This window comes from bacterium SCSIO 12643 (assembly GCA_024398135.1).
Lineage (GTDB): Bacteria > Bacteroidota > Bacteroidia > Flavobacteriales_G > Salibacteraceae > CAJXZP01.
The window spans coordinates 1,575,750-1,602,316 of record CP073750.1; the positions used below are offsets into that span (position 1 = coordinate 1,575,750).

Genomic DNA, 26,567 nt, shown 5'->3' on the forward strand with positions numbered 1-26,567 from the left:
CAGCACCTTTGTATCATCAAAAAACTTAAAGTCAATTATTTATTATCAAAAAATATTATCGCTATGAACCAAACAGAACAACTTTCAGTATTTATTACGGGCGCTAATGGAGGAATGGGACTGGATACATCAAAAATTTTAGTTAGCTCCGGGATTCATAGACTGGTTATGGCTACCAGAACTATGGATAAGGCCGTTACAGCCAAAAGTAAAATTGATACAGCCTATCCAGGTCATCAAACTCAAATTGAAGTCGCATCGGGATTTGATATGACCGATCCAAAGGCTATAGAAAAAGCTGTACACAAACTTCCCAAAGACCAACCTTTTAATATCATATTTCTACAAGCCGGAGGAGTTATTTTCAGCAACGACTATTCATATTTGACATGGAATAATACTGCGATTGAAAAAACCATTTTTCAAAATGTCATAGGTCCATATATCACATTACTTCAACTCAAAAAACATGGACTGATTGCTCCAAATGCAAGAGTTGTATTCGCAGGAGGTGAAGGTGCACGTGGAATTCCCGGAATGATTGAAAAACCAGTATTTGACACCATCAATGATTTTAAAAACTATATCTACGGAAAAGGAAATTTACCGAAATACAATCCTATGAACGCTATTGGTGTTTCTAAACTAATGGGTGCCGTACTGAGTCAAAAGCTTTCCTCACTGGAAAAAAATATGGATGTGATTTGGTTTACGCCTGGCTTAACCTATGGAACAAATGGTTTAGCTGCTAAACCCGCGATCCAAAGATGGTTTATGGAAAAGATCATGTTCGGAATCGCAGGATTTCTCGGATTCGCACAAAGTCCCATGCAAGGGGCTCAAAAATATGTAGATTGCTTATTAGGTGTCTATGGTAAAAATGGTGATGTTCTGGGCGCACCTGAAGGCAAAGTTTTGGGTGATCTTGTAGATCAAAAACCTATGAACCAAATGTTCACCAATACAGCGTTACAAGATGAGTTTTGGCATATTCTAAATACCATTTACATGCCTTACCACGTGATATAAATATAAGTGGGTTAGATCCCTTTTCTAGCCCATTAATAATTCACTTAAATTTGATGTTCAACTTTAACAAACTACATATGTCATACGATTTCATTGGAGATCATCCACAAAACTATTCTTCGGGCAATATTATTTCTCGTTTTATAGACGGTTTAGGTTTTCGTTATTACTGGGTCACTGAAGGGTTAACAGAAAATGACTTAAAATTCAAGCCTTCTGAAACTGGTCAAAGTACCATGGAAACCATACGCCATATTTATTGGTTGGCATTTATGGTAAACAATACACTTTATAACCGACCATCCAATAGATCGTTTAATGCAGAAATAGAGTCGTTAGATTTTAATGAAATCAGAAATGGAACACTGGATTTGATCAAAGACTCCAGTAGTCTATCTCGCAGTTTATCTGAAGAACAATTATCCCAATTAGAAGTGCAAATTCAAAGCGGAGATAAAATCTATTCGTATCCCCTTTGGAACATGATGAATGGCCCATTATCCGATGCTTTATATCATACCGGACAAATTGTATCGTTTAGAAGGTCATCGGGAAATCCAATTCGTAAAGGGGTTAATGTATTTTTGGGAAAGTTGGTCAACTAACATCTAGATTTATGAAATTAATTCTATCCATAATCGTTTTGTTTTCTTTTGGTGTTGCCTCTCCTCCAATTATTCCAGAGCTATCGCAAGACAGCATTAACAAGATGTACTGGAAATCGGATCATGGAAACTTTGATCTTCTGAGTCCTTTAGAATTATTACAACTTTCTGCTTCAGTCAAGCATGGAGGGATTTACTATCAGCCCGAAAAAAGTAACAGCAAGGTATTTCATTATGAAAAAAATATTCAATGGTTAGGTCAAGCAAAGTCCGATTGGGTTACTGAATCGGATATTCAGAAATTACTCCCATATATTCGATCATCTCAACCATGTCTGCCTTCAGTCACGCTACATACCTCAAGTCGTTGTCAAGATATTAGTACTGTTGGAAAAGAAGCCTGTCAAATTATTCTTCATTCAGCAGAAAGCCCATATCCAAATAGATGTAGCAGTATCTCTGATGAAAAATGGGAAAAATTGATCTCTATGATTCAAAAAAGGTATCAAAAATAAAGAGCCACCAAAATGGCAGCTCTTTTACTTTTTGTTATTTGTTATTTCTTATTTAGGGGTTCCGATTCCAGTTTTATTTGGAAATTCTAATGTTTAGAAGATTCTCTGTAAATCATATTCTAAGATGAATTGATGTGTTTTTTTGGAAATGTAAAACTTAATATTTTCGCAATTCAATTTTTTACACTTTAATCCATGAAGCAAGTTTCCAAAATAGCCCCATTTATTCCTTTCATAATCGCGTGTTTAATCATGTCTATTAGTATCATTCAGGTTATCATGATACCACAAACAATTGACGAAAAGGGTAGATTAGTAACATACTTATTAGAAAACTCTGTGTTTTATGGGGCTATTGGTTTATTTATTACATTAAATCTTATTCTTATAAAAAGGGATATTTGGAAATATGCTTTCTTAATTCTCGTCTTAGCTTCATTTTCTCCATTTATTGACTTGATTGGTTTTTTCAGGCTCTATTTTATTGGAATCAATATTATTTCTTTGACGATACTCATATTACATCTGTATTTCAATACTGAAATTATATATAACACCATCAATTTTTTTAAACCAACCGAAAAAGAAATTCAAAAAATAGAACAATCCAAACTAAAAGACTTTGAGCAACGCATTTTGAAATTTGAAAAGAAGTTCGCAAATAAAAGTGAAGCGGAACTCTCGAATATCATAAAAGAAAATCGACTTATTCCAGAAGCAATAGAAGCTTCAAAACGACTATTAGATAACAAAAAAGGAGCCTAATAAAGCTCCTTTTTTGTTTCTGGTTATCTCTTATTTCGGATTACCGATTCCAGTTTTATTTGGGAATTCCGGAACAACCACTTTAGCTGGTGGATTTGCTTTTAAAGAAGCGTTGATTAACTCAATAGCTTTATCCAATTGGGCATCAATACCGTTATACATATCTTCAGCTTGTGCATCCACTTCATAATCCGGGGAAACACCAACACCTTCAACATCCCACTCACCATCTAAATTAAAGAAAGCAAAATTCGGTGCAGTTAAGAATCCGCCATCTACCAATGGTGGAATTCCACTAATTCCTACCAATCCTCCCCAGGTACGTTTACCTACTACAGGACCTACTTTCTCTTGTTTAAAGATGTATGGGAACATGTCTCCACCTGATCCGGCCCATTGGTTAGCCAACATCACTTTAGGCCCGTCCATTCCGTTAAATGGAATCGGCCATGGTTTCTTGTCTCTTCGAGAGAAATGACTACGAATTGGGCGGTTTAATAATTCCACAAATCTGTCTGGGATTTGGCCTCCACTATTCCATCTTTCATCAATAATCATAGCGCTTAAATGGAATTGTCCCTGATACATTCTGAACAACTGATTTTGTCCATCTACCCCCGTATTTGGGACATAGATATAACCACATTTTCCATTTGTTGCTTTCAGCACTTTCTGACGATTGTTTTCAATCCACGCCAGATTTCTTAAACGAGCTTCATTACGCATTAGCTTCACCTCAACATCTCTGGCATCTTTACCATTGGCATCTGAAGCAATGCTTAAAACCACCACTTTTTGATCCAAATTTTGGAATGCCGCATATGGACTCTGTGTTCCATCCACCGGTTGGTGATTTACAGCCACAATATACGCTCCTTCTTTCACCTCAATTCCAGCTTCATTTAATGGTGATCTGGTGATATCCCATGGTGCTCCGGCATATATTTTATCAATACGAATGGCATTTTTACCTTCTGTAGATAAATCCGCACCTAACATTCCCACACCTACTCTTTCTGCTCTAGGCATATCGCCTCCACCGACATAAGCATGACCTACATTCAATTCACCAATCATTTCTCCAATGATATAGTTCAAATCACTTCTGCTAGAACAAAATGCCATTAACTTACTGTAACGCTCTCTCACTTCTTTCCAATCAACACGATGCATATTTGGATCATAGAAAAAATCTCTCTCCAATCTCCACGCTTCATTAAAAATTTGATTCCACTCTTCCACAGGATTAATCTCCGCACGCACATCTTTCATAGACAACGCACCATCTCCTGCTTTTTGACCCGGACGCACACCTGTAATGGCATAACCTCCTCTAAATCCATAAATGATCTTTTTACCATCGGCAGATAATTCATATCCGTATGCGCCTGAAACAATTGAACTCTCTTCTTTTCCATTAATATCCCAGTATCTAATTTCAGAACCGCCTCTACCGTAAGCTTGATACAAGATTTTGCCATCAGCAGCGGTTAAATAGCCATAATTCCCCGGCTCTACAGGCAATGCTACTGCACGCCATTCAATTCCTTCGAAATCTATTTTGATTCCATCATCTTCAGTCTCTTCTTCTTTGTCTGATTTTTCCTCTTTTTTATCTCCATCCTCTTTAACTTCTTCCATATCATTTTCAGGAGCCAAAATAGAAGGTTCATCTTTAGACAAAGTTGTCGCCATCAACACCGTAGATTTATCATATACCCAGGTACCATCAAAGTTGCTATAGGTTGGCATAAACGCTCTGTTAGAAGTATAGAAAAGGTACTTTCCATCTAACGAAAACACCGGATCCTGACAGTTATAGAACTCGCTGGTCAATTGGTATGTTTTCCCCTCTTTAAGGCTATAGGCAATAATGACAGAGTTCTGGCTAATTATAGATTTAGAATAGGTTAACCATTTACTGTCATGCGACCATCTGTAATCACGAATGTCATCCATTTCACTGAAATCTACTTTCGTAATCTTCTTGCTATCTACGTGGATATAATAGAGTGTTCCGTCATATTTTGTAAAAGCAATTTTCTTACTGTCCGGAGACCATAAAGTTCCACTGTAATATCCTTCCAAATCTTTGGTTAATGCTTGTGGTTCTCCCGAACCATCTGCAGGGCGAATCATTAATTGATATTCTCCGGTTTCATCAGAAAAATATGCGATATACTTTCCATCCGGTGACCAGTTTGGTGATTGCTCAGAAGATCCTGAGGTATGTGTAATATTCTGTGTAATTCCTTTCTCCGCAGGAACGGTAAAAATCTCCCCACGCGCATCAAACAAACCTCTTTTTCCGGTTGGGGAAATAAAATAAGTACGCACATCTTTACTCAGGTCTTTCCACTCCGCACGTGCCATAATATGTTCTGAAGGCACTTTTATTTCTACCGGATTTGTTTTTCCTGTAACCAGATCAAACAAATGAAGTTTACCTCCATTTTCCAGTACAATATGTCCTTTACCCATACTAGGGAATTTCACATCGTAAGTATCAAAATTTGTTTCTTGCTTGAACTCTTTACTATTCACATCATAAGACCAGATATTAGCTTTATGATTCTCTCCACGATCACTTAAGAAATAGATCTTATCTCCATTCCACATCGGTAATGCATCAGTCCCCTTATAAGAAGTAATCTGAGTCGATTTTTTGGTCTTTTCATCATAAATCAGGATATCACTTGCTGTTCCTCCCTGATACCGTTTCCAGTTTCTAGAAACTCTGTTTAGGTATTGATAGGCCAATTGCGTTCCATCGGCATTGTAACTTCCTAACTCCGCAAAAAACAATGGCAACTGCTCAAGAGTTCCACCTTTAGTTGACACCGTAAAAAACTGATTAAATCGGTTAGATGGGGATTTCCTTCTGGATGCAAATAAAATTCCCGATCCGTCCGGTTTCCAATCTACTGTGCGATCGTTCCCCGGATGGTAAGTTAATCTCTTTACATTATATCCGTGATGGTGAATTGTATAGACATCATAGTTCCCATCATAATTCCCACTAAATGCAATCGTATTTCCATCTGGTGAAAACTTAGGATAATACTCCATACCAGGAGTTGAAGTAATTCTTTTGGCCATACCTCCGGTTATAGGTACAACCCATACATCTTCTGCATATACAAAAGTGATTTCATTCTCCGATACATCGGGAAAACGCAACATTAGTGCGTCAGGTGAATCTGTAGTCTGCGCGAATGAAAATAACGCTGTAGACAACACAGATAGGAGGGTGTAAATTCTTTTCATTTCATTCGTATTTTCACGCAAGTTAAAATGTTTTCCAGCCCAAATCTTATTTTTTTGGTAAAGGGTTGAATTCCTAGATAAATGGAATCCTGCTGTAACTCACATGAAATAAAAGGTAGTTTACCTCCTACGACCACCTCTGGCACCTCCACCTGCTGGTCTTCCTTGTGGGCGACTTTGCATTCTGGATTGCGCTTGTCTTTGTTGCTGTGCTCTTTGGTAGTTTTGATTCCCCTGATTTCTACTTTGCGCAGATCGATTTAATTGCTGTTTCTTTTGCTGAGCTTGCTGTCTCGCTTGTTGATTACCTGTATTTGATCCTACGGCTGGTTTTTGAGGTTTCTTACCTTGAAACTCCTCCTTTGTAGGTCTTTTTCCCGCTGCGTTATTTGTTCTATTTTGGAAATTGCCTTTTTGATCTCTTTGGTAAACATTCCCCTTTTTATCGGTATACATATTATTCGGTTTACCTGAAGGTCTGGCTCTATTATTTATCGCGCGATTTGCATTTCCACGATTGATATTTCCGGTTTGTTTTACGCCATTACTACGGTTCTTATACACGTTTTGATTGCTATTCCTTTTTCCAGCAGCATATCCTGCTCTATATCCATTATGATAACCTCTTCTATACCCGTTATGGTATCCGTGATGATAGCCATGACGATATCCATAGTGATATCCTCTTGGTCCCCAATAGCCATAACGATATGGATGATAGCCCCAGCTTACCCATCCATAACTAATTCCTATCGTAAAGCCCCATCCGGTATACGGGTTATAGTGTACTCCATATCCATAAGTCACTGGTCTTGGATAATAATACGCACCATACCATGGGTGATAATAATATCCCGTTCCATAAACCACTACACCACCATATACATAACTGTAAGTGTATCCCGGTGTATATCCTACATATACCACATCCGGTGTAGAGTCATAGATATAAACATACTTTACATTGTACACCGGTGATTCCGGTGGAATTTGATCTACATCGTCCGGTCTATCTGTAGATACTTCCCATGGTCCAGTTGGTTGATCAGAAACGAACCATACGGCATTTTCTACCGCATAATATTTACCCTTAATAAGCAACACACTTTTATCTGTATTCACTGCATATTGCATTTCTGTTCCGGTAATCGGTTCAAATTTAGGTTCCCCATCATAAGTCACTTCAATCTTCGCTTCTTTTCGATCTATCGTAGCTGTTTGTGGAATAGATTGTTCCAGAATTGCAGATTGTGCTTGTGGTGTTCCTGGCACACTTGGCAACACATTACCCATACTTGATGAATCCGGAATATTTTTAAATTCTTCCGGTAAACTCTCCGGCTCCACGAATTTCCAGTCACCATCTTCTAAAGATTTAGATGCATACCACCTTCCGGCAAGTAACACAAAGTGCTTTTGACTGGTAATATCCATGATCACATCACTTTCTGTATTGCTCACATACAGTAAAGATGTTCCCTCAATTGGTTTGTAGTCCATCTCACCATCTACAATAATCAACTCCGATGCTTTGGTTTCTACCAAAATTTCGGGTGCTTTATCATAAGTGTCCGCAATAGAATCAACTTCAGTGTCTTTTTGATTTTCTTCTGCAAACTTTTTTACTCCGGATGGTACTTTCTCAGTTTCTTCATAACCTTTCAAAGCTTCTTTTGAAGTATACCAGAATTCTCCTCCATTGATATAGTAATCCGACTTTTTATCCTTAACAATAAAGAATGGGGTATTGATCACATACTCCAGGCCTGATCCTTCATCTTTCTTAAATCTTGGTTCTCCATCAATCATCACCAATACCGCAGGAGATTTTCGCAAAAATATTTGCGGAGGATCATTATTAATTTGTTCGGACAGAGCATTTAAACCTTCCACTTCTTCCAAACTTGCGGATAAACGATCTAATGACATCACAATGTCCCAGGATTCCACTTCACTGGTCAATAAATCCTTAAATTTCTGAGACTTCTCATCATCTACCATATCCGGAAAGTGGGTATTGGTAATATCCACCGATTGGAGTCTTACAATTCTATTTTCCAAATCGGTTTCCATCGTAGCTTCAAACCATACCGCTCCAAAAACCATTTCGCCATCTTTTGGTTTTACCGTCAAAGCCATTCTACCACTCAGTATATTTCCTTTAAAACTTTCAAGTTGCGGTTGATATAAGGTTGTAACATATCCTTTATCACCTTCCAGTTCCATGGGCCAGGAAAATTCAGTTATGACGTCTTGGGAAATACTTGTAAATGGGAATAAAAATATATTGGCTAAAATGATAAGAAATAACCTCATGAGATCAGAATTAATTTAAGCTTCGAATTTACATAAATTGGGCTTTGAATATCGATTTAATTCCGATTATTCCATGCAGAACCAAAAGTGATGTAATACCCAAAATCATTATTGGACCAGGCGACATCCACACCCATTCGTAATCCGAATTTACGCGCTAACAGGTATCTAAATCCAGTACCATAATTATACACCAAAAGGGCATCTTTAAAATCCACTTCCTGAGTCGGTGCCTTAGCCATTCCCCCAAAAGCCAGTATACTCCATCGTTTGGTAAAGTCATATCGTTGTTCGGTTTCCAACATATAGGTACGATCACCCTGATATCTATTAATGGGTACTCCTCTTAAACTAATCCCCGGCATCGCATAGAATGGTGCATCACCAAATTGAGATTTATTATCCAATCGGAATCCACTAACCCATCTGGAAGTAGGTTGAAAATAATAAAGCACTCCAAAAGTTAAAGTTCCATATTCATAATCACTTCCGGTCCATTCTGCATTTTGTCTATAATTAGAAGTAATCAAAATTCCTTTGTTGGGTGTAAAAACATTATCCCGCTTATCGTATTCCAGATCTACTCCTACACTACTTAAATTATGAGACTTTCTTAAACGCTCATCAAAATCCGGAAAATCTTCCAGCTCAAAATTTGCTCCTACGTCTGCATTGATAAACAAATACTCTAACCCCACATACACATGCGTTCGTCCAATTTCTTTTAATACAGATGCAAATACGGGAGTCATTCTAAAATTAAATGAAAACTTACGCTCCCCAATAAAAGGCAAGTCACGATAAAAATCCATATTGACATTGGCATATGCCAAACCTGCTCGATATTTCATTCGATACTTTGGCAATGAAGCAATGCGCATGGCACCCAATAACCATGTTTGGTTTCCAGTATATCCTGCAACTGCAGCGGTGATATTGGGCGGCACATACTCATCTTTTAATTGCACCTTATTCGGTTTAATAAATACTGCCGCTAACATCACCCCTATATCACCTAACGCGGGCTCTGTAATTAACTGTGGGACTGGAATAAAACCATCGGCCTGAATCAGGAAATCACTCGCATCTAATTTATGATCCAACGAATCGTGCAAAAGATCTTTCATTTTGGGTTTTTCCTTGGATGTCCGGGTTGGAGATTCCTGAGCCCAGATTGGAAGTATAACCCAACAGAAGGCACAAAGGATGATTCCCTTTTTTAAATATTTGTGCATAAGGTATGATCGTATAGTGTTTCAAATATACGAGGATTCTTTATGCAACTCTGAAATATCAAATCCATTTTAGTAACATAGCAAAAGGCCTTAGCCAAAGTATTAAATCGTCTTTATGCTTTTATAAAACTATTATGAACCGGATTTAATAATTTGTAAATACGAATTCGTGATCTTGACAATACGCTAACTCTGACAAAATTTTAATTTAACATTCCATTTTTTCGTACCTCCACAATCTCCTTCAAGTCACTTATTTCCAATCACATTTTAAAAACCACTCATTTAACCTGGATTTAAATTATCATAAAGATTTAATAAATCAATTCACTTCTCACCTCCCGTAACAGCCCTGTTTCTTTGCAGCAGCTAAATCAACAACTATGAACAAAATTTTTACATTTTTAATGGCAACTGCGATTGGAGGCTCTGCACTTGCTCAAAATCCGTTTCCTCCTCTTCAAAAAAACTTTTACGATTCTACAACTTACGGTTCTGATTTAACGGAGGTGATGGTTCCAGCATCTCCAATGAAATATGATGTGCTTTTTGTAGGAGGAACTGATATGGTTCATAACAGCTCAGGCCAATCTGCTCCGGCAAAAGAATGGCAAGATTTTACGGGTTATGTACCTATTGATGGTAGAAGTGATTCCGGATACGTTATCGTAAACCACGAAAGAGTTCAATCTGATCCGGTAAACGGTGACGGTGGAGGTATGACCGTTTTCATTGCACATAAAGATGCTACCGGACATTGGAATGTAGTAGATCAAGGTGCCGGTGTGAAATTCAAAAACGTTGATTTCTCAAATGTGGGTGGCACCGGTGCAAACTGCGGTGGTATACAAAGTTCATGGGGAGCTGTTTTCACTGCTGAAGAGTGGGGTTCTGCTTTCAACGGATACTGGTTAAAAGATCAAAACGGTATAGATAGCTTTTATGTGACAGGTAATGCTCGTATCGCAAGTCAGGGTTTCTCTGATACCACTGACTGGAACGTGGCAAGCTTTAACGGAGCTGCTTTGAACCAAAACATTAAAAGAAACCAAAACTTCCAATATATTGTTGAGGTAGATCCTGCAACTGCGCAAGCGGTTCGTAAAAACTACAACATGGGAAGATACGATCACGAAGGTGGATGGATTGCCGGTGACAACAAAACAGTTTACTTATCAGATGATGCTTCTTCTGGTTCTGTACTTTTCAAATTCGTTGCAGATCAGCCTAAAGATTTCTCTAAAGGAAATTTATACGCTTACAAACAATCTACTGATGGTACTTCTGGCTCCTGGTTGACCATGCCAATGAGCTTGGATTCAATGGTTGTGGCTCGTGATGTAGCTTTACATATGGGTGCAACAATCTTTATGAGATTAGAATGGGTAGAAGGTCAAGGTGATATGGTATACATCACTGAAACCGGAAGAGGTAAAACTTTCAACGTTTCCGGTGCGATCAGCAAAGGTGGTGTATTGGCTAAGCATTTAAGGGATTTAGATACGGATAACGATGGTAAAGCTGAAGATATTTTCGGTCGTGTTTTAAGATTAGATGCACAATCTAACAAAATCGAAATTATGCTAGAAGGTGGTGGTACTTTAGATGGAAATAACCTTCCAACCGGAAACCACTTAACTTCCCCTGATGGATTGGCATTAGGAAACATCAACGGAAAGACTTATTTGGTAATCAACGAAGATTTGAACCCAAATTCTTCTCCGGCTTCTCCGGCTCAATTCTCTAAAAAATTAAACGAGATTTATTTCTTAGATGTTACTGGTGACGTTGCAGGTAAAACTTACCAGGTTTCTGAATTAATTCGTTTCGTTGCAGGTCCTAAAGGATGTGAAACTACTGGTGGTAGATTTACTCCGGATGGATTGACTTACTTCTTTAATGTTCAACACCCAGATCCAGCAAACACATACCCTTTTAACCATTCCGTTACAGTTGCAGTGACTGGATTTGAAGACTACTTAACCTCTGTTCAAAATACAGATTCTAAGGGATTAGGATTAAATATCTGGCCAAACCCGGTGGCTAGAGAGTTACACCTTAACAAGGTAACTGATGTACGTTTAATTGAAATTGCAACCGGGAAAGTTGTTCGTGTTCAAAGAAATACGAATAGAATGGATGTATCCGGATTACCTACAGGTAACTACGTGATCCAAACTATCGAAGGAGAAATTCAGAAAGTAATCATCCAATAACAATCTATTTATCCTTTCTCAATAGGCGGCCCATGGCCGCCTATTGTTATTTAAAACATTTTCTATGAAACGTCTTATTTTCTTATTTACACTCATTGGAGCCATTTACTTTTTGAATTCTTTTCAAATTGAGACTCAAAACATGGCCACACAATCCATCCAAACAGAGTGGGTGAAGCAAATTCAGTTATTTCAAGATCAACTGGAAGTATTTTCCCAAAAGGTAAAATCCAACAATGTTACACCTGAAGATTTCGTAGAACTAAAACTACAATACAAACGTATTGAACCACTTACAGCATATTTCTTTCCTACATTGGATAAATCATTTAATGGAGCGCCATTAAACACGGTGTATACCGATGTTATTGTATCTGATGTAGAAAAACCAACAGGTTTACAGGTTTTGGAAGAAGCTCTATTTGCCGAAGATGAAGCACATATCACTGATGCTTTAGCTCAAACGCATTTTTTGATTAAAAAAAGTGCTTACTTAAAAGAGCGTACGCAAAAACTTCATCTGGAAGATCGTCAGATCTTTGAATCTGCACGTCAGGAAATTTTACGCATCGAAACCATGGGGATTACCGGTTTTGATTCTCCGGTGTTTGGCAATTCACTACCTGGTGTTTCACCGGCATTAAAAGCAATAAAGTATAATATTTCTCAGTATTATGACTTTGCCTCTCGACAAAACTCTAAAGCACCAGAAGAGTTAAAAACTCTTTTCAAACAAGCACAACTTTACCTCGAAGAAAAACAGGATTTCGACACTTTCAATCGTGCGTATTTTATTCGCAACTTTATGGACCCTATTTATGGCTCGCTTCTAGATCTACATCAGGATTGTCAGATCGAAACTATAGATTTGGTATCTTCTATCCCTCAAAAACTAAATTACTTCGCTACACAGCTTTTTGCAGAAGATTTCCTAAATCCATATGCATACTCTAAAATCGGAAAGGAAACCGAAAACAAAGCATTAGCTCAAATTGGAGAAAAACTATTCTTTGATCCTATTCTATCTGCCAATAATGAACGTGCCTGTGCTTCTTGTCATTTACCTGAAAAGGCTTTTACTGATGGTTATACGACCAGTAAAAACTTTAAACAAGATGGTTTTGTTGCACGTAATTCTCCAACTGTTTTGAATGCTGCCACACAAGATGCTTTTTTCTGGGATGGCCGATCTGGGAACTTAAATGATCAAATTGATCATGTGGCATTAAATCCTGACGAGTTCAATTCTTCCGTGGCTGAGGTTGTTATGAAAATTCGTACTAGTTCTGAATATCTAAGTTTATACACTCAAGCCTATAATAGAGAAATCGTTCCTGAGGAATTTGGAATTGCGGACATTAAATCCGCATTAAGTCAATATATCCGTACCCTGAATTCTTACAACTCTCCTTTCGATAGGTATATGAGAAAAGAAACCAATTCAATTGATCCACGGGTGGAGAATGGGTTTAATGTTTTTATGGGTAAAGCGACTTGTGCTACCTGCCATTTCCCTCCCACTTTCTATGGATTGGTACCTCCCCTATTTCAAGATTCAGAATTTGAAGTGATTGGTGTTCCGGCTACCGCAGATAATACATCATGGGATACCGATATGGGACGATATAAAGTATTTCCACTCCAGTTTTACAAAGGATCTTTTAAAACGCCTACGATTAGAAATGTAGAATACACGGCCCCTTATATGCACAATGGCGTTTACACTGAGCTCAAGCAGGTAGTCGATTTTTACAATAATGGTGGTGGCACCGGACATGGATTTAATATCCCGCATCAAACGCTACCGAGCGATTCCTTACATCTCACAGATCAGGAAATCGAAGATTTGGTTTTATTTATGGAATCATTAAGTGATACCACTTCTCTGAATCATCGTCCACAAAACTTACCTCATTTTGAAAACACCAGCTTGAATACCCGTCCGATTGGCGGTTCCTATTAAAAACCAGACACTAGTTAGCTAAAACAAAAAGGGGTAAGAATTCAGTTCTTACCCCTTTTTTCCTGTACGGAATCTCCAACTATTGACTCATCATAACTCTTTTCGCTTCCGCTTCTAAATCGATGTATGGGGTACCTTCTACAGTTACCGCTACAAAATCAATGATACCTCCTGAAAACTTACTTGGATTAGGATATAATTCACTAACCCCATCACCACTATCATATCCAACACATAATCCATCACCTGAAAGTGTAAACTTAGCTGGTTGAGTTCTCATCGGGCCTTCAGCTACTAACTTCTCATCAATATACAATTTCGTAGTTCCAATAGACTCTCCTTTATCACCAGTACTTTCACGAACAAACTCCATTCCGATAGTATATTTCCCCGGAGTTAATTTCACTGATGATTCAAAAACCTGCTCTGGTTTAATTCCTAAGAAATTATACACGTAATACAATTTATTATTCTTGATAAATAATGAGTGGCCACCGAAACGAGATCCATGTGCAAATACCACACCTGAAGAATTTTCAGTAATCTCTACGTTTGCCAAAATCTTATATGAGCGGCCTCTAATATTTACCGCATTACCTTCCGGTACCGGAGCTGTATTTGGATAGTATACATATCTATCTCTAGCTGGTTCTTGAGAAGGTCTTTCAATAGTTAATATCTCTGCCGCACTTCTATCATCCAATGGAAGCACATTATTTTTCTCTGCTTCAACAAACCAGGCATCAATTAATTCTTGTAGTTTTTCCGGATTTTCTTTCGCTAAATCTTTAGACTCTGACCTATCCTCCGCCACATGATACAATTCCCAATCATCTTTATCGAAGTTTCCTTTTCCTGAAAGCGGTGCGTGAACAGCAGCTGCTTTCCATCCGTCTTTCCAAATTCCTCTTGATCCTAACATCGCATAATACTGTACATCTTTTTCAGTAGGGTCATTAGGCTTCGCATCGAATGTATAGGCCATTGACACACCAGATAAAGGCACTTGTTTTACTCCATTATACGTTTCCGGCATTTCTAAACCAATTACCTCTAACAATGTTGGAACGATATCCACAGAATGGTGATACTGATGTCTGATTTCGCCTTTGGACTGAATTCCTTTTGGCCATGAAATCACCAACGGATCATTGGTTCCTCCAGCATATTGAGAATAACGCTTAAACATTTTAAATGGTGCAGAAAACGCAGATGCCCACCCAGTTGGATAATGCTCATATGTTTCAGGGCCGCCTAAAACATCCAAATACTTCATATTTTCAGAAAGCTCATCCGGGAAGTTATTAAAGAACTTGTTTTCATTTACTGATCCATTTGGAGACCCTTCTCCAGAAGCACCATTATCCGCAGCATATAAAACGATGGTATTTTCCAGTTGACCACTTTTTTCCAAATAATCAATCACTCTTCCAACCTGTACATCCGTATACTCTGAAAATCCAGCATATACCTCAGCCATACGTGCGAATAATTTCTTTTCATCATCCGTTAAAGTGTTCCACGGACGGACGTTATCAATAGCAGCAGCCATATCCTCACGCATTGGATTCATCGGGGTATTCACCGTACCTTCCGGTAAAATTCCTTTTTCAATCATCCTATTGGTTACCCATTCTCTATACACATCATACCCATCATCAAATTTTCCTTTGTATTTGTCGATGTACTCTTGTGGTGCGTGGTGTGGTGCATGATTTGCTCCAGGATTATACCACATATACCAGGGTTTTGACGGATTTGTCGCTTGTTGGTCTTGCAACATTCCCAAAGCATGGTCTGCTAAATCTTTTGATAAGTGATATCCATCTTCAGGTCCATATTCTTGTTCAACGAAATGGTTATCCTCAATCAAATCCGGGTACCAGTTATTGGTTTCTCCACCAATAAATCCGTAAAAACGATCCCAACCCATTTGTAAAGGCCATTGTTTTTTACTACCACCCGAGGCTACATCTTGCTCTGGCACATTATGGTTTTTACCAATCCAGAAAGTACTGTATCCGTTGTCTTGCAAAATCTTAGAAAGTGGAGTCACCTCTGGTCCCATTCTACCATTAGAACCTGGGAACCCATCTGCAGTTTCAGTAATTGCAGCCATTCCATTTAAATGGTGATTTCTTCCCGTTTGAATTGTAGATCTGGTTGGCGAACATAAAGCGGTTGTATGCCATTGTGTATAAGTCAAACCATTCGCAGCTAGTTTGTCCATTGTCGGCATATTGATTCTTCCACCGTATGGTGACCATGCACCTAGTCCGGTATCATCGTAAAGAATAAATAAAATATTGGGAGCCCCTTTTGGTGCTGCTTTGGGTGTATATGGAGTCCAATCTGATTTAGAATCTCTAACATCTAAAGCAATTTCTCCATTAAATTTAGAAGCAGAAGGTTCTTTTTTTGTGGTTTCTTTTGGGGTCGAATTACAGCCTGATAGGAGACTAATAGCCAATGCCATAGCCACAGGTGCAATGCCCAATTTTATCTTGTTCATAATGGTTTATATTTAGATTCTACGAAAATAGCACCCGCAAAATCACAAAAAACCATCATTTGAAAGGTTTTACTCTACCTCCTTTTTGATTCTATATAGGGTAATCGGTTTGATTCCAATAAAGCTCGCCACATCTTTATCAAATGCCGAATGCAAATACTTGGGATTCCATCTCAACAAATCTTCGTAGCGTTCTTTAGGGTTCATAGTTACAAATGTGCCCACCCGATGTGATAAGGTTAAAATAATTTCCTTTAGAAAGTCCAGGTAAAAACTCAACAATTCTTTGCTTTCGTAGCTCAATTCTTCCAGTTTCCCGATATTGAATTTTAAGTAATGTACCTCACCTATTGATTCAACTTCCAGTATCTGAACCTCATCCCCAAACACTTTGGCATCCGCAATTAAATAACCTTCGTAACGCATAAAGTTATTGAGCTCTTTTCCTTCTTTATCTAGTGAAAAAGCTCTGGCTGAACCTGACAATAGCAGAATCACATTTTTACGGGTACTCCCACCTTTTAGAATAATCTCTTTATTTCCTGCTTTTTTATACTTACATATGGATAAAAACTCATCCAAAGCTGCATCACTTAAGTTCGGAAAAAAATGTAAAACCCGGTTTTTTAGTTCTTCACTGGAATAGAGCATAGTCGTTTAGTTTTGGGAGAAATACGTATTTAACTCCAATAATCTTTGATTGTTAGGTTGCAATTTCAGGGCTTTCTGTAATTCTTGTTTGGCTTTATTTTTTTGATCCGTCTGATACAATGTTAGAATATAATTATACGCATATCTAGCATTAGATGGTTGCAATTCGTATGCTCTTTGCAAATATTCTTTCTGTAGATCAGATTGTTCTAACATGCCTTCATTTAAACCCATATAATAGTTGAGCGCAGCCTGGTCCGGAAAATGTATTAACCCAGCACTCAAAATATCTCTTACCGCCATCAAATCATTTTTACCACTATAAATAATTGCCAGATTGGTATACGGACTCAAAATCAAAGAGTCCATTTTTAAAGCGCGTTTAAATGCTACGATAGACTTCTGATCATTTTTTACCTGCTGATAATATTCTCCTAGCATAACTTGTCCTGAAGGGAAATCTGCATTGGCTTTTAAATAAGTCATGTATTCTGCTTGCACATCATTCCAAAGTCCATAACTCTTAGAGGTAAGTTTTGTCAAATCAATTCCGATTAAACACCTAAACGCCATGAGACGCACCGCTTTGATCGGGTCACTCAATCCCTTCATGGCATACGTATCTTTAACCTCCTGGGGAAAATGAACCAACACAGCATAGGCATTCTGGCGCACCAAAGGATCTGGATGAACCAACGCTCCAACGATAAGTTCTCCGGCTTCTCTTTCCGGTACATATTGTAAATAATCTACAGCAGTAGCTTTTACAATGCCGGAAACAGAATCATTTTCCAAGAGGTTCTTTAAATGCATCAAAGCCTTATCTCCCAGCTCCGAACCCGGAATTAAATCATCCGAAAAATGATATGCTCTTTCCGGACCAAACCATTTAGTTACATGATTTGCAGCCCATTTTGCCGATTGATCTTTATGACATGAATTACATGCATTTGATGTTCCATATTTTACAGATTGGTCCGGTCTTGGAATTCTAAAACTATGATCTCTTCGATAATCATTTCCCATGTACATCTTACCATCCATATGACAACTGATGCATTCTGCCCCGGCCTGACCAACTTCGTGATGATGGTGCGATTTACTATCGTATGAATTCTCATGACACTGTAAGCACAGCGCATTTCCCTGTTGTTTTAAATGGCCCGAATGCGAATTATGACAATCCGAACATTTTACATGATTGCGATACATTCTACTGGACAAAAAGGACGCATAAACAAAGTCTTCTTCCTGAATTTGCCCATCTGCTTCATAAAAAGCATTATTTAAAGTTTGTGGGAAATATCTGTTCAGGAATTCCGAATGAGGATCACCCAAATCTTCCAACATCGTCCTCCTGGCATGACATGTTCCACAGGTATTTACCTGATTTTTTTGATCTAACAAATTGACCACCGCATATGGATCTGACACCTCAGTTTGTTGATGCGAACGAATGTGTTCACTTCCCGGTCCATGACATGACTCACAAGCTACATTCACCTCTTCATAGGTTGTATTAAATACATCGGTATTTTCATTGTAATTCTTTCGCACATGCGTAGAATGACATGAGGAACACATGGTATTCCAGTTTTGTCCGCCTTTAGACCAACTCAGCCAATCATGTGGTTCTATGACATCACCTGCACTTTGGTGAAACCATTTCTCTTGTTCCACATCCCAACTCGCTCTTAAGGTTTGAAACCTCCCGTTTTCAGCTCGCAACAAATATTGCTGTAGAGGATATGTACCGAATGTATAAGCGACCTCAAATTTCTGAGACTTACCTGCCTCAGAAATTTCAACAAAATATTTTTGATTCTGAATGGTAAACTGATACGAAATCTGATCTGCTTTAAAATTCTGTTCAAAATTGGCCTTTACAAATTCTGAAGTCGCAGGCTGCATTGAAAAATAATGATCAGATTTTTTCCAATCCTTATAGGCATCAGCATGACACTCTTTACAGGATTCAGCACCTACATATTCGTTATGATATGTTATCGGCTCCGCTTTAAAAGGTTTTTTCTCTCCATTTTCAGCACATCCTACCAACAACAGGGTTAGGCAAACGAATCCTACAAGTCTTAGCATTAACAAACGATTTTGGCAAATGTAATTTTTCTCCAATCGGACTAAAAAGCAATTCTTAATTTTTATCCTTCAAATCCAATCTTGGCATGTGCACCATCACAATACGGTTTGTTACCCGATCCTCCACAGCGACAAATCGCAGTCATTCCGGATTTTATTTCAATAGCTCCATCTACGCCTTTAATTTTAAGATCACCCTTGATCAACATCGGACCATTTTTCATTACGGATGCTTCCACCGGACTGGAATCTGCTGATTTCGATTCAGTTCCATCAGTATAGGACAAAGCTCCGGATGGACACGCATCAATTTGTTTTTTAAGTTCAGCCACGCTAGCATTTTCTTGCTTAATCCATGGTTTCTCATTGGGATTATATACTTCCGGTAACATTTTGACACATACCGCAGCATGTATGCACTTTGCAGGTTGCCATATAATCGTCAGATCATCTTTGATGTACTTTTTAGTAATTTCTCTCTTCATATCTCGATCCAATTTTAGTTTATATTGATTTATTCATATCCGATCTCTGGGGTTAATTGTACTTTGCTTTTTACAAAATTTCCGGTTCCTGTAGCCACTTCTTTACCGCGTTCATTATAGAGTACAGATTCAGCCACAAATAATTCTTTAGACACAAACCGTACCTTGCCTTCCGCTTTTATGATTCCTTTATTCACCGGTCGTAATAACTGAATGTTAAATGATGTGGTCAACACAAAAGCATCTCTCACCACCGAATTCACCGCAAAAAACGCAGCATCATCTAATAGCTTAAAATACACGGAACCATGAATGGCTCCTAAAGCATGAAAATACTTCTCAGAAATACACAGTCCAATTTCAGATTTTCCTTCAGAAATATGACATGTAGTGGTATCAAAAATCATGGTATTGACATTCGCCTGTAAATACATGCGCTCTAATTTTCGATAGTGTTCTTCCTGGCTCATACAATTGTTTTGTGGTGATTTACATCCTGACCGAAAGATATAATTTTTGAGCCAATTTTACGGTACTATCCTGTGGGGTTCATCCAATTGGAATGGGTACTTTTTTGATTTCTACGGAGATACCTTTTTCTTAACCTCAGCCAATCCTGAATTCCATAGGTTTCAATTGATTTATCAGGATTACCGTAGGTTTCAATTAAATACTTCACCGATGGCTCTATTACTTCTAACTCATCAATCCAACGATACAACGCAGTTTTCCAATGATCAGAATTTCCACTCCATTTTCGGACCAGAAACTGATTAAAATAATAACGTTCGGAAACTCGATATTTGAGATATTTACCTCTTGCCCACATGATCAAAGGCCAAATCCATTTTTTCAATACATATCCACCTACAATAAGTGCCAGAATTAAAACACTCCATTCTTTTATAGTTAATCCCCAAAAACTAAATTCTTTATCCGCAATTTCATCTTCCCGAGCTTGAGCCTGAGCAATGTTTAAGGAGTCTTTTATACTTTCCAACATCCCTAAATCCGGATTTGGATTCACATAAACAACCACTTCTTTTAATGTTCGCTTATATATTTTTTTATACCTCGGATTCCACCACATCACTTCCATTTCAGGAAATACTACTTCGCCTTCTTTTTCAAACAAATAACGCATCCTATCCGTTCGTTCCGCACTAATGGCCGTTTTAGATTTATGATTCTGCGCACTCATTCTATCAGGATATAAACTCACCCCGTCCAGACTATCCCAAACAATTGGTGGAATCAGCTCCGATACTGTTCCGGCAGCCTCACGATAAATAGAGCGTTCAATGACATCTCCAACCTTGACATTTTTTAGATCACCGCTCCAATAATCTCGGACCGTCATTTGGTGTGTTACCAACCAATCTTCAGATTGAATTCCAGGAGGAATTGGTTTAATCCTGATTTTTCTGGGTGTAGTCCTGACTTTTCGTTTTACACCTTTGTAATCTCCTGCATCCGGGGTTTCTACCTCAATTTCCAGAGCTGGAAAAACAATATCCTCATCTGAATATGGGAATACATTGTAAAAAAACTGAACTCCAGCATACGTTTTTCCTTTAATAACTTTGGAGGTACTCAATGATCTAAAATACACCGTAAATGCATCATTTACCTGGATATTCTGTACATGAACTCCCTGAGTAAACCACGTACTTGTAAATACTGAAACGGTAACTTCTACTGGCTGTCCTATGTATACATACGAAGGTTTTACCTGAACTTCAGTCCAGAGATGTCTTTGTGACCATCCCGAAAATGATACCACAATCATCGCAACAAACATTCCATATGTCTTCAGCCATCTTACCATTTCTTAGCTCCCTCTTTTGGTTTCAGACCTCTCTTTTGGGCTTGATATTTAAATTTACGCTTTAAGAATAACGCAGGATCATCATCCACTTTTCGCATCAAAACTTTCTGTGGATCCATCCGTTGAGAATTCCCAAAATCAATATCATCCGGCACCTCATCTAATTCCTTTCCTTTACGGATATCGGTAGATACTGTTTCTTCTTTCCTTTCGCGTTGCATGTCTTCCTTAGTCGCCTCTTGTCCGCCTCCGCTCAGGTCTTCCATGTCTTTGTTCTCTATGTTTTTGGAATTATCCAAAGGCTGAGATTCTGTCGCATCTTCCGGATTTACTTCATCTTGTCCACGTATCACATCATCCAACATCTTTTGATTCACTCGAGCGGCTTCCATATTGGGGTCCAATTCTACCGCCATTCCAAAAGCCATTTGTGCTTCTTCAATATTTCCATTTTGGTAATAGGCCAATCCTAAATTGTACATTCCATTGGAAGTAGTGTCTTTACTGAAGGCCTGAATAGCCGCTTCAAAATTCCCGGCTTTATAATACGCTACTCCTTTTCGCATAGGGTCTTCGAAAACCACTGCTGCAGAATCATAATCCCCTGCATCGAACAATCTCTGTCCCTGATAATCTTTAGTATACCAAAAATCGCTAAACGCGGTATCAGAATCACAAGATTGCAAGGCCATCACAAACAGTATGGAGTATATTACAAATCCTTTTCTGAACCAGACTAAAGTCAATAACAGCAATGGAATGATCAGTACCCACCCCTGATCTTCCCAATCATCTTCTTTCAGGCCATCTTTTTCCTGAAAGTTTAAGTTGGTACTGATCTCTTGTGCCAGTTTTTCCATATCGCTTTTATCCAACGTTAACTGGCTTATCTCAACTTGCGACAGCGCTCCCAACTTTAAAACTATATCCTGATCCAATGCAGATCGAACCACCTCACCATCCTTATCTCTTATTGATACAGTACTACCCAGTCGTGGGATTTCCGCTCCTAGTGTGGTATTCATCGGAACGATCACCACATTTCGACCTTCTGTCTGGATATAATTTTGAACCGATTGAAACAATGCCTCCGAAATCTCATCAGTAAATAAAATCAATCTGGATGGCGCATCTGTAATGGCCACTATGGTGTCTACCACATCGAACAGCATTTCAAAATTTGTCCCCTGATACGGCATTATATGTGGGCCCAAACCATCCAAATGACTGTTTATAATTCGATAATCACGACTCAACGGAATAATAGTATGTGCAGTGCCTGCAAAGCCCACCAATGCCATTCGAGATTTGGGATCCGCAGCTAACAAATCTTTAATCTTAAACTTCGCACGGTCCAAACGATTGGGTTGAATATCGGATGCCATCATACTTTGAGAAAGATCCAAAGCTATAACCACCGGGGTTTCCAGAATTTTTCCCGGAACTTTAATCTCACTCCACGTTGGACCTGAGAGACCTAAAACCGTAACGCTTAGAAAAAACATCAGGAAGATATGAATCCACAGTCTCATTTGGTTACTTCCTTTTTGAATCACATATGGTCTTAAGTGACTTGCAATATGTTGTTTCCATCGCTCTTCATCTCTAAAACTTAAAATCCCAAGAATCAATATCAAACCAATGGGCAAGAAAAGCCATAGATATTCCGGTCTCAGAAAATGAAACTTATCCCAATCGATATGTGTCCATTGCGCCATCATTTAACCGGATGCATTAATTTTCGTATCACTCCCCAAACCGTGGTAACAAACAACATCACTAAACTCAGTACTACCGCAACCGCAAGCGGATAGTGATATAAAAGTGTCACAGGTTTATAGGTTTCTTCTTCGTATTCTATGGGCTCCAATCGGTCTAATTCCTCATATATTTCTTCCAGTGCTTCAGTATCTTTCCCTCTGAAATATCTGGCTTTAGTCATATTCGAGATTTCCCGAAGTGTTTTTTCATCCAAATCGGAACCTTGCGTTCCTGGTTCTCCAATACCAATCGTATAAATCAAAATAGAATCTTTTTGCGCCATATCTGCCGCATCTAAAGGCAATATTTCCGATCCGGCATCTACTCCATCTGTGATCACCAACATCACCTTGTTTTCGATGGTATCGTTATCGAATAACTCCATTCCCTTCATAATGGCTTTACCGATATGTGTCATCTGTCCGGCAAATCCCACATCTGCTTCTTCCAACATTTGGTCTACAACTTCTAAATCTGGTGTGAAAGGAGCCTGAATATAGGCGGCTGAACCAAAGAAGATCAACCCCATTCGATCTCCTTCTCGCTTTTGGATAAATTCATGCATCACCGATTTAACCGCATCCCATCTTCGCACTCGTTTTCCATCAATTTCCCAGTCTTTTTTTGCCATGCTGAATGAAATATCAGCCACCACTAAGAAATTTCTGGAGGTCTTCACTTTCATTTCCGGCTTACCCACCAATTGTGGAGAAGAGGCTGCAACTAATAAGGATACCCAAATCCCAACCAGGACAATCCATCTGAAAATATTACGTCTTCGGATCATGGATGCGCTACGCGGTTTTTGATCAGTATAACCCTGCGCATTTTCAAAATTCGGGTAAATCAACGAAGCACTTTTCATGCGCATAGCCGGAATCAACAAATACACCAACAGCGGTAATGGTGTTAACCAAAATACCCACAGATGCGCTATTTCAAAATTCTCAGGCATGCGTTTTTATCCACTTTTTTGCTAAACCAAATACACTTAAAGCATCTTCATTTGAAGGGGCTTCATTTTTATATAATGCTTGATTCCATATGGATTCGAACTTAGAAAATGGTGTTTCTTTTCCTTTTTCTTCTAAAAATTGTAACCATTCCACCCCACTTAAATCGGCCACATGTGTTCTCCCGTAAGTGGTCATTGCAACTTGTTTTAGAACGACCATCAAATCTGTAAAGCAATGCACATCTTGTTTTGAGTTATATCTAACTGTAATCACCTGAATCAACGCAATCGCTTTTCTACGATACGCATTACGGATATAACTTCTTGTGATAAAAAACAAGCCCACTAATATCAATACTCCAGCTACTATAAAGAGGATTTGCCACCCTACCGTTTCAAACGAAAAAGCTACCGCTTCCGGCTCATAAAGCGCTTTCATCTTTAAATCTGTCGATATGTTTAAAGAATCATTCATGGGAATTAAAAGCTCTTTTGATTTGCTCATCGACCGGATCAATGGTATTCATCCGAATCAATGGAATTCTGAACTTCTTCATTTTGGTTTCAAAATCTGTTAGATCCTGATCAAACCCGGCTGTGAATTTTTCCGATACTTTCTTGCGCTGCCCATCCACCATAATTTGATGATTTCCATCTCCTACAATCATTTTTTCACGAGGGATTTTTCTTTCAATCGGATCGAATACTTTGGCCAGTAACACATCATTATGCTGCGCCAATCGCGAAAGGTTTTTCACCACCTCATCCGAATAGTATACAAAATCGCTTATCACTACAATTAAGAAATCATGGGTTACAATATTTCTCAACTTCGAAATGGCTTCTCGAAGCGCTACGGAACGATCTCCCGAAGCATTTTGTTTCAGGTTGTGATTGTGATGGACAATACGCTCCAGTAACTTCAGCGTATTCTTTTTATTTCTTTTAGGTAGTACTGCATCGGCACCTTGATCCGTAAAAATCAATCCTCCCACACGGTCTCCTTCTTTTTGAATTTTAAATGCAATCATCGCAGCTAACTCTGCTGCTACTACGGATTTTGTTTTTTTAACTGAACCAAAAAACATGGATTTGGATTGATCCACCACAATCAAAACCGGTTTCTCTTTTTCCTCAGTAAATACTTTTGAATGTGTTTTTTGGGTTCTTGCGGTTACTTTCCAATCGATGTTTCGAATATCATCACCTGGGACGTATTGACGCACTTCTTCAAAGTCCATTCCCCGGCCTCTTAATTTAGAAGCGTATTTACCCGCCAAAATGCTTCGCACTTTTTGCTTTCGCGCTCTAAATGAAAAACCTTTGGCATAGCGACTCATTTGGAGTAATTCCTCCAACGATACAAATACGTCTTTTGGATATTCTTCACTCATCGTTTAGCCCACCACTGCAACTTCTTTTAATATATTTCGAATCACCTCATCAGCTGAAATGCTATTCGCTTCAGCTTCATAACTCAGTATTAATCGATGTCTTAAGCAATCATACACCACCGCGCGAATATCATCAGGGGTTACATGATCTCTTCCTTCCATCCAGGCATGCACTCTTGCGCAACGATCTACCGCAATACTCCCTCTTGGACTAGCGCCAAACTCTATCCAGCTATCCAATTCTTCTCCGTATTTATCCGGATTTCGTGTGGCTGAGATAATATCTACGATGTAACGTTCCATGTTTTCAGAAATCGTTACTTGTGCAATTTCCTCTCGTGCTTTAAACACAATTTCAGATGCTAATTTTTCCGATTCGGTTTCTTTTTGGGGACTTTGCTCCTGACGATTTAACCGAATGATTTGTAATTCAGCGGCATCATCCGGATAATCAATCATTACATGCATAATAAATCGATCCATTTGTGCCTCCGGTAACGGATAAGTTCCTTCTTGTTCTACCGGGTTTTGTGTGGCCAGAACCATAAACAAAGGATCCATAGGATAGGTTTTTCCTCCAACAGACACTTGTCTTTCTTCCATAGCCTCCAACAAAGCTGATTGCACTTTGGCAGGTGATCTATTGATTTCATCCGCCAGAATCAGATTACTAAAAATCGGCCCTTTTTGAAAAATGAATTTCTCTTCTGTTTCCGGTTGATAGATTTCAGTTCCGGTAATATCTGATGGCAACAAATCCGGGGTAAACTGGATTCGACTCAAATCACAATTCAAACCTTTAGAAAGAGCTTTAATCGCTCTGGTTTTTGCCAAACCCGGCAGTCCTTCAAGTAATAAATTCCCATTGGCCAATAAAACCAAAATCAATCTGTTGACCAATTTATCCTGACCAATAATCGATTTCGACATATGGTCTCTTAATTGCTGTATGGATTCTAATGTTGTCATATGC

20 protein-coding genes are annotated in these 26,567 nt (G+C 38.6%); 6 read left to right on the forward strand and 14 right to left on the reverse strand.

The window, feature by feature from the left end; genetic code table 11:
• The first annotated feature begins 63 nt into the window (after window positions 1–63).
• The 4 genes from KFE94_06805 to KFE94_06820 all read left to right on the forward strand — a co-directional run bounded on the left by KFE94_06805 (window position 64) and on the right by KFE94_06820 (window position 2,914).
• Window positions 64–1,029, forward strand: coding sequence for an SDR family NAD(P)-dependent oxidoreductase (locus KFE94_06805; GenBank protein ID UTW67816.1), 966 nt, complete (start codon window positions 64–66; stop codon window positions 1,027–1,029).
• 77 nt (window positions 1,030–1,106) lie between these two features.
• The gene (locus KFE94_06810) at window positions 1,107–1,634 is read left to right on the forward strand and encodes a hypothetical protein (protein UTW67817.1); all 528 of its coding nucleotides are present in this window, start codon (window positions 1,107–1,109) and stop codon (window positions 1,632–1,634) included.
• Window positions 1,635–1,645: 11 nt separating this feature from the next.
• The gene (locus KFE94_06815; GenBank protein UTW67818.1) at window positions 1,646–2,149 is read left to right on the forward strand and encodes a hypothetical protein; all 504 of its coding nucleotides are present in this window, start codon (window positions 1,646–1,648) and stop codon (window positions 2,147–2,149) included.
• 195 nt (window positions 2,150–2,344) lie between these two features.
• On the forward strand, window positions 2,345–2,914 hold the full coding sequence (locus KFE94_06820) for a hypothetical protein (GenBank protein ID UTW67819.1): 570 nt from the start codon (window positions 2,345–2,347) through the stop codon (window positions 2,912–2,914).
• A gap of 30 nt (window positions 2,915–2,944) precedes the next feature.
• Here KFE94_06820 and KFE94_06825 read toward each other — a convergent pair whose 3' ends face one another.
• The 3 genes from KFE94_06825 to KFE94_06835 form a co-directional block, all read right to left on the reverse strand.
• Window positions 2,945–6,181, reverse strand: coding sequence for a PD40 domain-containing protein (locus KFE94_06825; GenBank protein ID UTW67820.1), 3,237 nt, complete (start codon window positions 6,179–6,181; stop codon window positions 2,945–2,947).
• A gap of 120 nt (window positions 6,182–6,301) precedes the next feature.
• Window positions 6,302–8,497: a hypothetical protein gene (locus KFE94_06830; GenBank protein ID UTW67821.1), complete on the reverse strand. Its 2,196-nt coding sequence runs from the start codon at window positions 8,495–8,497 to the stop codon at window positions 6,302–6,304.
• Window positions 8,498–8,553: 56 nt separating this feature from the next.
• Entirely contained in the window at window positions 8,554–9,732 is a 1,179-nt protein-coding gene (locus KFE94_06835) for a BamA/TamA family outer membrane protein (protein UTW67822.1), read from the reverse strand.
• 383 nt (window positions 9,733–10,115) lie between these two features.
• On the opposite strand from KFE94_06835, the gene KFE94_06840 reads away from it, so the two are divergent.
• Together KFE94_06840 and KFE94_06845 are read left to right on the forward strand one after the other, a co-directional pair.
• Window positions 10,116–11,948 carry a DUF839 domain-containing protein gene (locus KFE94_06840; protein UTW67823.1) on the forward strand — a complete coding sequence of 611 codons (1,833 nt, stop codon included), beginning with the start codon at window positions 10,116–10,118 and terminating at the stop codon, window positions 11,946–11,948.
• A gap of 64 nt (window positions 11,949–12,012) precedes the next feature.
• A complete protein-coding gene (locus KFE94_06845; GenBank protein UTW67824.1) occupies window positions 12,013–13,911 on the forward strand; it encodes a hypothetical protein in 1,899 nt (632 codons plus the stop codon).
• 79 nt (window positions 13,912–13,990) lie between these two features.
• Here the strand turns inward: KFE94_06845 and KFE94_06850 are convergent, their stop codons facing one another.
• The 11 genes from KFE94_06850 to KFE94_06900 all read right to left on the reverse strand — a co-directional run bounded on the left by KFE94_06850 (window position 13,991) and on the right by KFE94_06900 (window position 26,563).
• Complete coding sequence (locus KFE94_06850; GenBank protein UTW67825.1) at window positions 13,991–16,423, reverse strand: arylsulfatase; 2,433 nt, start codon at window positions 16,421–16,423, stop codon at window positions 13,991–13,993.
• A 69-nt stretch (window positions 16,424–16,492) separates the two neighbouring features.
• Window positions 16,493–17,074 carry a Crp/Fnr family transcriptional regulator gene (locus KFE94_06855; GenBank protein UTW67826.1) on the reverse strand — a complete coding sequence of 194 codons (582 nt, stop codon included), beginning with the start codon at window positions 17,072–17,074 and terminating at the stop codon, window positions 16,493–16,495.
• Window positions 17,075–17,080: 6 nt separating this feature from the next.
• Complete coding sequence (locus KFE94_06860) at window positions 17,081–19,171, reverse strand: hypothetical protein (GenBank protein ID UTW67827.1); 2,091 nt, start codon at window positions 19,169–19,171, stop codon at window positions 17,081–17,083.
• 62 nt (window positions 19,172–19,233) lie between these two features.
• Window positions 19,234–19,656: a (4Fe-4S)-binding protein gene (locus KFE94_06865; GenBank protein UTW67828.1), complete on the reverse strand. Its 423-nt coding sequence runs from the start codon at window positions 19,654–19,656 to the stop codon at window positions 19,234–19,236.
• 29 nt (window positions 19,657–19,685) lie between these two features.
• Entirely contained in the window at window positions 19,686–20,126 is a 441-nt protein-coding gene (locus tag KFE94_06870) for a PaaI family thioesterase (GenBank protein ID UTW67829.1), read from the reverse strand.
• Window positions 20,127–20,191: 65 nt separating this feature from the next.
• Complete coding sequence (locus tag KFE94_06875) at window positions 20,192–21,484, reverse strand: BatD family protein (protein ID UTW67830.1); 1,293 nt, start codon at window positions 21,482–21,484, stop codon at window positions 20,192–20,194.
• On the reverse strand, window positions 21,478–23,202 hold the full coding sequence (locus KFE94_06880; protein UTW67831.1) for a VWA domain-containing protein: 1,725 nt from the start codon (window positions 23,200–23,202) through the stop codon (window positions 21,478–21,480). The genes KFE94_06875 and KFE94_06880 overlap by 7 nt, the downstream gene beginning before the upstream one ends.
• A complete protein-coding gene (locus KFE94_06885; protein ID UTW67832.1) occupies window positions 23,202–24,200 on the reverse strand; it encodes a VWA domain-containing protein in 999 nt (332 codons plus the stop codon). Before KFE94_06885 ends, KFE94_06880 begins: the two co-directional genes overlap by 1 nt.
• Window positions 24,193–24,675 (reverse strand): DUF4381 domain-containing protein, encoded by a 483-nt coding sequence (locus KFE94_06890; GenBank protein UTW67833.1) that lies wholly within the window; start codon window positions 24,673–24,675, stop codon window positions 24,193–24,195. Before KFE94_06890 ends, KFE94_06885 begins: the two co-directional genes overlap by 8 nt.
• A complete protein-coding gene (locus tag KFE94_06895; protein ID UTW67834.1) occupies window positions 24,668–25,594 on the reverse strand; it encodes a DUF58 domain-containing protein in 927 nt (308 codons plus the stop codon). The genes KFE94_06890 and KFE94_06895 overlap by 8 nt, the downstream gene beginning before the upstream one ends.
• Window positions 25,595–25,597: 3 nt before the next feature.
• Window positions 25,598–26,563 carry a MoxR family ATPase gene (locus tag KFE94_06900; GenBank protein ID UTW67835.1) on the reverse strand — a complete coding sequence of 322 codons (966 nt, stop codon included), beginning with the start codon at window positions 26,561–26,563 and terminating at the stop codon, window positions 25,598–25,600.
• Window positions 26,564–26,567 lie beyond the last annotated feature (4 nt).

What these genes read in the sequence shown, in the direction of transcription:
- KFE94_06805 (UTW67816.1), top strand. Translation starts at nt 64, where the DNA reads ATGAACCAAACAGAACAACTTTCAGTATTTATTACGGGCGCTAATGGA.
- KFE94_06810 (UTW67817.1), top strand. Translation starts at nt 1,107, where the DNA reads ATGTCATACGATTTCATTGGAGATCATCCACAAAACTATTCTTCGGGC.
- KFE94_06815 (UTW67818.1), top strand. Translation starts at nt 1,646, where the DNA reads ATGAAATTAATTCTATCCATAATCGTTTTGTTTTCTTTTGGTGTTGCC.
- KFE94_06820 (UTW67819.1), top strand. Translation starts at nt 2,345, where the DNA reads ATGAAGCAAGTTTCCAAAATAGCCCCATTTATTCCTTTCATAATCGCG.
- KFE94_06825 (UTW67820.1), bottom strand. Translation starts at nt 6,181, where the DNA reads ATGAAAAGAATTTACACCCTCCTATCTGTGTTGTCTACAGCGTTATTT.
- KFE94_06830 (UTW67821.1), bottom strand. Translation starts at nt 8,497, where the DNA reads ATGAGGTTATTTCTTATCATTTTAGCCAATATATTTTTATTCCCATTT.
- KFE94_06835 (UTW67822.1), bottom strand. Translation starts at nt 9,732, where the DNA reads ATGCACAAATATTTAAAAAAGGGAATCATCCTTTGTGCCTTCTGTTGG.
- KFE94_06840 (UTW67823.1), top strand. Translation starts at nt 10,116, where the DNA reads ATGAACAAAATTTTTACATTTTTAATGGCAACTGCGATTGGAGGCTCT.
- KFE94_06845 (UTW67824.1), top strand. Translation starts at nt 12,013, where the DNA reads ATGAAACGTCTTATTTTCTTATTTACACTCATTGGAGCCATTTACTTT.
- KFE94_06850 (UTW67825.1), bottom strand. Translation starts at nt 16,423, where the DNA reads ATGAACAAGATAAAATTGGGCATTGCACCTGTGGCTATGGCATTGGCT.
- KFE94_06855 (UTW67826.1), bottom strand. Translation starts at nt 17,074, where the DNA reads ATGCTCTATTCCAGTGAAGAACTAAAAAACCGGGTTTTACATTTTTTT.
- KFE94_06860 (UTW67827.1), bottom strand. Translation starts at nt 19,171, where the DNA reads ATGCTAAGACTTGTAGGATTCGTTTGCCTAACCCTGTTGTTGGTAGGA.
- KFE94_06865 (UTW67828.1), bottom strand. Translation starts at nt 19,656, where the DNA reads ATGAAGAGAGAAATTACTAAAAAGTACATCAAAGATGATCTGACGATT.
- KFE94_06870 (UTW67829.1), bottom strand. Translation starts at nt 20,126, where the DNA reads ATGAGCCAGGAAGAACACTATCGAAAATTAGAGCGCATGTATTTACAG.
- KFE94_06875 (UTW67830.1), bottom strand. Translation starts at nt 21,484, where the DNA reads ATGGTAAGATGGCTGAAGACATATGGAATGTTTGTTGCGATGATTGTG.
- KFE94_06880 (UTW67831.1), bottom strand. Translation starts at nt 23,202, where the DNA reads ATGGCGCAATGGACACATATCGATTGGGATAAGTTTCATTTTCTGAGA.
- KFE94_06885 (UTW67832.1), bottom strand. Translation starts at nt 24,200, where the DNA reads ATGCCTGAGAATTTTGAAATAGCGCATCTGTGGGTATTTTGGTTAACA.
- KFE94_06890 (UTW67833.1), bottom strand. Translation starts at nt 24,675, where the DNA reads ATGAATGATTCTTTAAACATATCGACAGATTTAAAGATGAAAGCGCTT.
- KFE94_06895 (UTW67834.1), bottom strand. Translation starts at nt 25,594, where the DNA reads ATGAGTGAAGAATATCCAAAAGACGTATTTGTATCGTTGGAGGAATTA.
- KFE94_06900 (UTW67835.1), bottom strand. Translation starts at nt 26,563, where the DNA reads ATGACAACATTAGAATCCATACAGCAATTAAGAGACCATATGTCGAAA.